Origin of the sequence: Okeania sp. SIO2F4 (assembly GCF_010672385.1) — a bacterium.
GTDB lineage: Bacteria > Cyanobacteriota > Cyanobacteriia > Cyanobacteriales > Microcoleaceae > Trichodesmium.
Genome location: NZ_JAAHGT010000400.1, coordinates 1 through 8,407 on the forward strand (window position 1 = coordinate 1; position 8,407 = coordinate 8,407).

At 37.7% G+C, this 8,407-nt stretch carries 5 protein-coding genes and 1 pseudogene; 1 reads left to right on the forward strand and 5 read right to left on the reverse strand.

Going from position 1 to position 8,407, the window contains the following annotated elements:
• Positions 1 to 378 precede the first annotated feature (378 nt).
• From F6K22_RS22880 to trpB, 3 genes and pseudogenes are all read right to left on the reverse strand, one after another.
• Positions 379 to 1,821 (reverse strand): annotated as a pseudogene (locus F6K22_RS22880) (ATP-binding protein).
• A gap of 214 nt (positions 1,822 to 2,035) precedes the next feature.
• Positions 2,036 to 2,584 (reverse strand): CAP domain-containing protein, encoded by a 549-nt coding sequence (locus F6K22_RS22885; RefSeq protein ID WP_293103134.1) that lies wholly within the window; start codon positions 2,582 to 2,584, stop codon positions 2,036 to 2,038.
• Positions 2,585 to 2,687: 103 nt separating this feature from the next.
• Positions 2,688 to 3,917 (reverse strand): tryptophan synthase subunit beta, encoded by a 1,230-nt coding sequence (trpB, locus tag F6K22_RS22890; RefSeq protein ID WP_293103137.1) that lies wholly within the window; start codon positions 3,915 to 3,917, stop codon positions 2,688 to 2,690.
• A gap of 654 nt (positions 3,918 to 4,571) precedes the next feature.
• Between trpB and F6K22_RS22895 the strand changes: the two genes are divergently transcribed.
• On the forward strand, positions 4,572 to 5,156 hold the full coding sequence (locus F6K22_RS22895) for a pentapeptide repeat-containing protein (protein WP_293103140.1): 585 nt from the start codon (positions 4,572 to 4,574) through the stop codon (positions 5,154 to 5,156).
• Between the two features lie 113 nt (positions 5,157 to 5,269).
• On the opposite strand, the gene F6K22_RS22900 is transcribed toward F6K22_RS22895, so the two are convergent.
• Positions 5,270 to 6,256 carry an alpha/beta hydrolase gene (locus F6K22_RS22900; RefSeq protein WP_293103143.1) on the reverse strand — a complete coding sequence of 329 codons (987 nt, stop codon included), beginning with the start codon at positions 6,254 to 6,256 and terminating at the stop codon, positions 5,270 to 5,272.
• Positions 6,257 to 6,451: 195 nt separating this feature from the next.
• Positions 6,452 to 7,270, reverse strand: a complete 819-nt coding sequence (locus F6K22_RS22905; RefSeq protein ID WP_293103146.1) for a PHP domain-containing protein — start codon at positions 7,268 to 7,270, stop codon at positions 6,452 to 6,454.
• Positions 7,271 to 8,407 lie beyond the last annotated feature (1,137 nt).

Consider the following 8,407-nt stretch of genomic DNA (forward strand, 5'->3'; position numbering starts at 1 on the left):
AAGCGCTGTAATGGTTTCTCCAAAAGGTTAACTGTTAATATTAACGCCTCGCAATGACAAGTTAACCTTAATTATGTCATTGCGAGGGGGCGCAAATAGTAGTAACATAACTTGCCAACCGTTAAAACCCCTGTGGCAATCTCTGATATATTCTCTGTTGGGTTGACCCAGGAAACCCAACCTACGCTTCCTTAAATTAAATTCCCCAATTCTGCTAATATTGGATTTACTGTGTTAGATTTCTCGTTAATTATTAAATACCTGTAAAACCTAACCCCCCAACCCCCTTCCCTGCAAGGGAAAGGGGGGTTTCAAAGCCTCTCTCAAAAGCAGGAGAGAGGTTTGGAGAGAGGTTTTTATGAATTTACAAATAGCTCCTTAAATTAAATTCCCCAATTCTGCTAATATTGGATTCACTTGAAACCAAGACCCCTGACTGTCTCGGTATTCATATACTAACCTAGTTCCAATCAGAATTTGATATTCCTCATGACCCTTTACTTCTTGACTTTTTTGTACTTGACGCAACAACTCCTACTCTTGATCATCCACTCCCAACTTCATTTGATTACTCTTATCTCGAATAACTCTTTCTAAAAATTCACGAGAAAGTGGTAATTTCCGCTCTTTCATTATTAAACTACGCAGCAGTTGTAATAATTCGCGAACATGACCTCCACTAATTTGACAGAGACGGTCAAGCGTTTCCGGTGTATCAAAAACTTCCAAAATCAAACCCAGTCGCTGCTTAGAGTCTAAGTCAGGAAATGCTCTTGCCAAAACCATCTGTCGTAGATTTTTCATTCCCAAGACACACTCATTACCATCTCGCAGTCTCACAGGTACCATTGGTAAAACTTTCGGGTCTACTGCTAGGCGACTGGTCAGTCTATTGTAATCATTGGAAAACATTAGAGACAAAGGCATAGTATAAATAACATGACATTTGAGTAGGCGTAAATTTTCTCCCCTATCTACGAATAAGTATTCAGGTTGAGGGCGACCCCCAGATTTAATTATATTTTCTACACGGTCAAGGTTATCAACTATTACGACTAAACCTTTTTTCCCATATTGTTTCAACTTTTCAACAGTAGGTTCAATTAATTCTGTGTTGATAGTTTCCAGAATACTAGCTGTTTGTGGTTCCAAATAATCTCTCAATTTCTTGCGAAGTTCGAGACTATTCTTAGTTTTAGCAGTAATTTTACCAATTCCCAAAACTAGAGAGACTCCCTCATCATCACTAGCTTTCACTTCTCCAATATCAGGCAAACCTGCTTCCACAGAAAATTTACCTTCCGAACTAGCAGAAATTTTACCAACCCCAGGCAATGTAGCTTCCGCAGATAGGTCAATTTCCGTTTGTAAAACTTTGACCGCTCCGTCAATGATTCTTTGAAAACCTCTTGGTTGGGGCAAACTAATTTTTTCCAAACTCTCAATACTTTCTGTCACCCGACGAGCGATATAGCTGCCGCTAGGCTCCGCCAACGCCAAGATAATATCCCCAATATCAACATCACCCATTTCTAAATCTTGAGAAGATTCAAAATAAACCACATGAAATTCTGCTTTTTCTAAAGCTGCTTTTAGTCGTAATAATTCTGTAGATTTGCCACAACCAATATGACCTGTAAACAATTCACAAGTAGGCTCATCTGGAGAAAAAAATGTAATATTGTCCCTAAGTTCTTCAATAATTTTACCCCCTCGCACTTCAGAAAAATCTATGTAATACTTTTGGTCTTCTGGACTATCTGCTTGAAGAACCTGACTGGGGTTTGTAGCTTGATAAAATTTCTGTAAATCTAGTCCCATAATATTTTTAAATATTCCGTTAAAGTTAATGTAATTCTTAATATAGCTGACGGCTGAATACTTATACCAATTCACTTTATAAATATGACAAATAGTTTCAAACTCAAGATTTGAAATAATTTGCTGAAATTACTATTTCTTCAAAACTTTAACACTATAAAATCTTACTTTTGAATTTTGAATTTTGAATTTTGAATTCCGTGAAACGGTATTACTATCTCGTTTTAATAAAAATTTGATTAAAGTAATATGTTCCTTCAGAATTTTGAGCAATACCAATACCAGTTAAATTATAGTCACCTATCATATTTTTATGATGACCAGGACTATTAATCCAACCTTCCACAGCTTGTTCTCCAGGATTACTATAACCAAAATTATTAGCCAAATTTTCAGCAGCACTTCTGTAAGTAACTTTTTGACCGATTACTTCTACTCTTTCCTTAAATCCATCATGGCTAAAAGTTGCTTCTCCACTAGCCATTTGTTGAGCATGAATTGCAGCTTGTTGAGCAATAGTATTATCCCACTCTAGAGGAGGCAAATTCTGAGATTTTCGATATTGATTTATTTGAGCAAATACAGATTTTTTCAATCTACTAACATCAGGTGAAACTGTTACATTTGGTCTGAAAATAGGAGTTTGTCTGGGATTGTTAATTTCTGGCATTTCCGGCAAATTTTCGATTAATTGTTGATAATTACAACTACTCAAAAATATTGTCAGAATCCAGAAAATTCGTTTTAAATATTTATGATTCATTTACCAACCTTACGAGTAATATAGCAATCCTATTTGAATTATAATATTTTGGTGGTAGTCGTAGGGGCGATTCGCGAATCGCCCCTACTCTAGCTAGCTTAAATTACCCTTCCAAAAACTTCGCCACCGTTTGCACATCTTTATCCCCACGTCCAGAGCAATTCAGCACAATACGCGGACTACCGCTTAACTGCGGACAAAGAATTTCTAAATAAGCGATCGCATGAGCAGTCTCTAAAGCTGGAATAATACCCTCCAACTGAGACAAACGTTGAAAGGCATCCACCGCCTCCTTGTCAGTCACACCATAATATTCAGCCCTAGCACTATCCTTCAAAAAACTATGCTCAGGACCTACTCCAGGATAATCTAAACCAGCACTAATAGAATGTGGCTCTATGATCTGACCTTCCTCATCCTGCAACAAATAACTCATCGCTCCATGCAACACACCCACGCGACCAAGAGTCAAAGTTGCAGCGTGCTTATTCGTATTAACTCCCTCACCAGCAGCTTCCACACCGATCATCCGCACCGACAAATCATTCATAAACTCATGGAATAAACCCATCGCATTAGAACCTCCACCAACACAAGCCATCAAAATATCAGGCAAACCGCCCCACTTTTCCAAACATTGAGCGCGGGTTTCTACACCAATGACCGCATGAAAGTCACGCACCATCATCGGGTATGGGTGAGGACCTGCAACCGAACCCAGAATATAGTGAGTTGTCTCCACATTAGTCACCCAGTCGCGAATAGCTTCCGAAGTCGCATCTTTGAGAGTACCGGTGCCAGCTTCCACTGGTCGCACCTCCGCCCCCAGTAGTCGCATTCTAAATACATTTAGGGCTTGACGTTCCATGTCGTGAACGCCCATGTAGATAACACACTCCAACCCAAACCGAGCGCAAACCGTAGCAGTCGCAACACCATGTTGACCGGCACCTGTTTCAGCAATAATGCGTTGTTTGCCCATTCTCCGAGCTAATAAAGCTTGAGCTAGAGCATTATTAATTTTGTGCGCTCCCGTATGGTTGAGGTCTTCCCGTTTCAGGTAGATTTGTGGCCCTGTACCATCTGGTCTGGCATAATGAGCCGTCAGACGTTCGGCAAAGTAAAGAGGGCTAGGGCGACCTACATAGTCTCGTAAGAGCTGTTGGAGTTCTACTTGGAAAGTGGGGTCTTGACTGTATTTTTTGTAGGCTGCTTCTAATTCAAATAAGGCTGGCATTAATGTTTCTGGGACATATTTACCGCCAAATTGGCCAAATCTACCCAGGCCATCAGGTTGTTGAGTGGAGGTTGGATTTAAGGGTGTAGTAGTCACAAATTGTTTCTAAATAATGGAACAATTTTCATTATATGTATGCTGGTTGGTAATAGTTTAGCTAAGTTGAAAATCATTTATTTTAATTGTTTTAATATTGGGTATATGAAGACTAAATAGTCTTCCTAAATAGTTTGCCGAAAATTCCAAAATAGACTATCTAGTCTGAAATTTTTACCACTGTATTCCTTTATGTTCCCTATTACCCAATTCTGTAGGTATTGTTTATACAGCCTCAATCAAGCTCTGATGTAGTTGAAAAATTGCAACTTAAATGTTTCTTGGCTCTACTATATTATTTTTATCAAATTTTTTAAGAAAATTTTAACTTTTGCTTGTAGATGTCAAGTAGTTATAAGTTTTGTAAAAAATTGTTGTAAAAATCAGACTAGACTTTGAAAAAGACACAAAATAATAAATATAAACTATCTCTAGATCAAGGAGAAATGCGGTCGGCTTGACCGTAGATGCCTGTGGATGAGTAACCACCGACGGCCTGTTGTAGGGACGTTGCATAAGGGCGTCCCTACAACAGGAATTCAACATCAATTTGTCAATTTTTGTGACTTATTGTATCAGTTTTATCAAGCAGAAACACATCTAAAAATAAAAAAAATTTAGATGAAAACATCAAGAAAACATTAAGAGAATACTATGGAAGTAGAAGAACTTTTGGCGCGTTATGCTGCCGGAGAAAGAAATTTTCGGGATATTGAGTTGTTCCGCTCCGAGCTGAGTAATATTAATTTAGCTGGTGCAAGTTTGTTTCGTGCTAACTTGTTCCGAGCTAATCTATTTAGGGCAAATTTGATAGGCGTTAATCTGTACAATGCTACCTTGATTGGTGCTAATTTATATTGTGCAGATCTTAGTGGTGCAAACTTGAGTGGTGCTAACCTAACTCGTGCAGATTTAAGTGGTGCAAATTTGAGTGGTGTTGACTTGAGTGCTGCTGACTTGAGTGGGGCAATTTTGAGTTATGCTAATCTCAGTTATGCTGACATGAGTCGTACTAATTTACATAAAGCAATCCTAATTGATACAAATTTGACTGGCGCCAACTTAAGTGGTGCTGACCTAACGGGTACTGAAATAACTGGGGTAAATGTGACTGAAACTAGATTTTCTTTGGGTATCGGTCTGTCTACAGAGATGAAGCGAGAGTTGCAACAACAAGGAGCGATCGTTGAGGATATGCCAGCAGAACCCCATGCAAGTAGATTATTAAGTCAGATTTAAAAAAATATCCCCCTTTTTGACATACTCCCGACGTTGCCCTTACGCGACAACGCGGGATTCTTTAGCTATGGAAACCCTGACCACACTGCGGTGAGATAAATTGAACTAACAAATTAAAAGATATTTTGCTCTGTCTTTTTCTTTCTTCCTTGCTTCAAATGTTTATCAAAAAAATCTATTGCCATATCTATCAAATCAGGGTCAAAAGCTACTCCCCTACCATGGTAATGTCCCCACTCAGGTTTCCTAACCAACTCAACTTCTACGCCTTTTTCTGATAAAGCATCTGCCAATAAAACACTTTGACTGATTGGTACAACATTATCTTCTTCTCCGTGCATAATTAGAAAAGGTGGGTCTTGAGCATCAATATGAGTAATGGGATTAGCAACAGCTGATAATTCTAATTTTTGTGATATTGGTCCTCCTAATAATAGATGAGTTACTAGGGTATAAGCATACCATTCTTGATCTTTATACTTTTCCTTAGTAGCAACAGTAATAGGTTCATCAAAAGCAGGAGGAACTTGAGTAAAATCTGTAAGTGGATACCATGCACAAACTGCTTGTACCGCACTAGATATTTCTTGATTATTGTTTGTTTCTGAAAATTCTTTCACCCCTGCTGATGTTCCTAACAAAGCACTTAAATGTCCGCCAGCAGAAGGTCCCCAAACGCCAAAATTCTTAGAGTCTAAATCATATTTATCTGCATTTTTTCGCAACCAACGAACTGCATTTTTAACATCCTGAATTTGGGCAGGAAATAGAGCTTCATTACTAAATCTATAGCTAATGCAAGCCATCGCATAATTTCTGGAGACGACAATTTTACCAGGGCAATATTCTTTTGTTCCCTCTAGCCAACCTCCACCATGAATGTATATTAACAGAGGCAAAGGTTTATCTGGTTTTTTCTCTGGTAAATATAAATCTAAAAGTAGTGATTTTTGCTGATTTTGAAAATTATAATTCCCATAAACAAGATTTTGTAAAACTTTAACTTCTATAGGCTTTTTCTGACAACTTGTAATTAATAATGTCAACACCAGCCACAAAAATTTGGAAATAATATTGTTGATTTTTTTTGAATAACTCATACTTGCAAAAACATTATCAATCTTTAGCAGCAAATATTAACGTATTTCATATTAATTCTGACTTCTGTCTCCCGATATCCTGAATTCCTGCTTCAAATATAGCAGCCACTAGGGCAGTTAAAACATTCTCGCGACTCTCAAATTTAGTCCGTGCTGCTTTCTTTAACTTCTGACTTCTGACTTCTGACTTCTGACTTAAACTATACCAGCAGCTTGCTTTATCGGTGCAAGCAACTCCATTGGTAAGTTCAGCATATTTAAAGTAGTTTCCTCTTTTCCCTGACTATTTGGTCCGTGATAGTCACTCCCACCGGTCATCAATAACCCATACTTTTTACACAATTCTTTTAAATTTTGCACTTGAGTCGGAGAGTGACAGGGATGAAAAACTTCTAATCCTATCAAACCCGCTTCTACCATTTCCGGTAATACCTCTTCCACCTTTCCACCACGGAATAGATAGGGGTGTGCCCAAACAGCAACCGCCCCACAACTACCCAGCAAATTAATACCTTCAACTATAGAAAACTTCTCATAATGAACATAAGCAGGTTTATCATCCCCCAACCAACGGTCAAAAGCTTCTTGAGGCGATCGCACATAACCCGCTTTAACCAAAGCCATAGCAATATGTGGTCTTCCCGGTGCTATTCCCCCCTCCATTTTTGGCAACTTGATAGGATAACCCAACTTAGCTAAGTTTTCTACCATCAACTGGGCACGTCGATGTCTGCCTGCAATACGCTCGCTCAACGGCGAGAGTAACTTATTAGCATCTGGATAAAATCCTAGAATATGAAGGGAAGAATTATTATGAACTGTACTTAATTCTAAACCAGGTACTATTTCTATGTTGTAGTCAGAAGCCATATTAATTGCTTCATCACACCCAGATAATGTATCATGGTCAGTTATAGCTAATGCTTGTACCCCGCAACTTGCTGCTTTTCTAACCAATTCTGTAGGAGTTAGGGTTCCATCGGAGTAAGTAGTGTGACAGTGGAGTTCTAACATAAGTTTTTTTTTACAATAGTTTTAATAATTGTAGTAACTTTAAATACCCATAATCTTAAAATTATACCAAATTTCAAGAAAGATAGTTTTACCAAATTTGCTGATAACAAGGGACTTTACCCAAATTACCCTAATCCTTCTGGTTTTTACCTTTGACCGAATAATTAAAGTAAAAAGCCTCTCACTCGCCGTGGAGAAACAAGCGGTCGTTTGCGTTAGCGTTGGCGTCATATCCAATCTCCCCTCGATCAGAAATAATTTTCACGCTCCGCGTCAATCCAATCCGTTTTAGGGAGAGGTAATTATCCATTATCCATTAATGAAATTCCCCTCATGCTCAATATATAGTAATTCCCATATTGGTGAGGTACCAAATTTTAGACAACAGGCGACAAAAAAAAGACAAAGAATAACAAATATTAAGAGTTTAGCATTAACTTACTGAAAAACGCTATACTAGTTAAAGCAGATTTTTTCTTCCTGATGAATCTGTGATTCCTGTTTTTGATCTCAACGTTGGTTGAAGATCCGCGCTCTCTAGTCAGGGAAGCGTACTATGGGAAAACCAATCAAGATTGCGGTTTTATACAGAATGTATTAAGTATTAAGTCGTAAATATGTACTAAAATTTCTCTATATCTATTGAGACTAGTTATTACATTTATTGGCTAAAGTTTCAATATACTTAAGGTTGAGAAACATAGAAGTATTGGTATATATTTTATACCGTTTCACGGAAGTTAAAATTCATGTATGGAGTGCGTAATTCTGAGGTCTCCATTTCCTGCGGAAACGAGCCTCGAACAGAATTTAAGATGCACATCTGACACTCAAAAGTCATGCATTAGGATGTTATCGGCTCAAAACTTTGACCCTAAAGTAATTTCCGGAAATTATTTCACATTTCAGTAACATAAGTAATGTAGGCTAAGTTAATGAAATTGGGATAAGATATCAGGGTAAAAGCATCTAATTTGCTGATTCCTATATATGTTTTTCAAATTCAATAAAGACTATATGTGGAAATTCTATTGTCAAAAAGCGTAATAAAACCAAACTTATTGAGGTGAGAATATGCCCCAATTTATTGACAAGATGTGTTTCTCCTGTTTTAGATATAAATAAATATAGCATTGA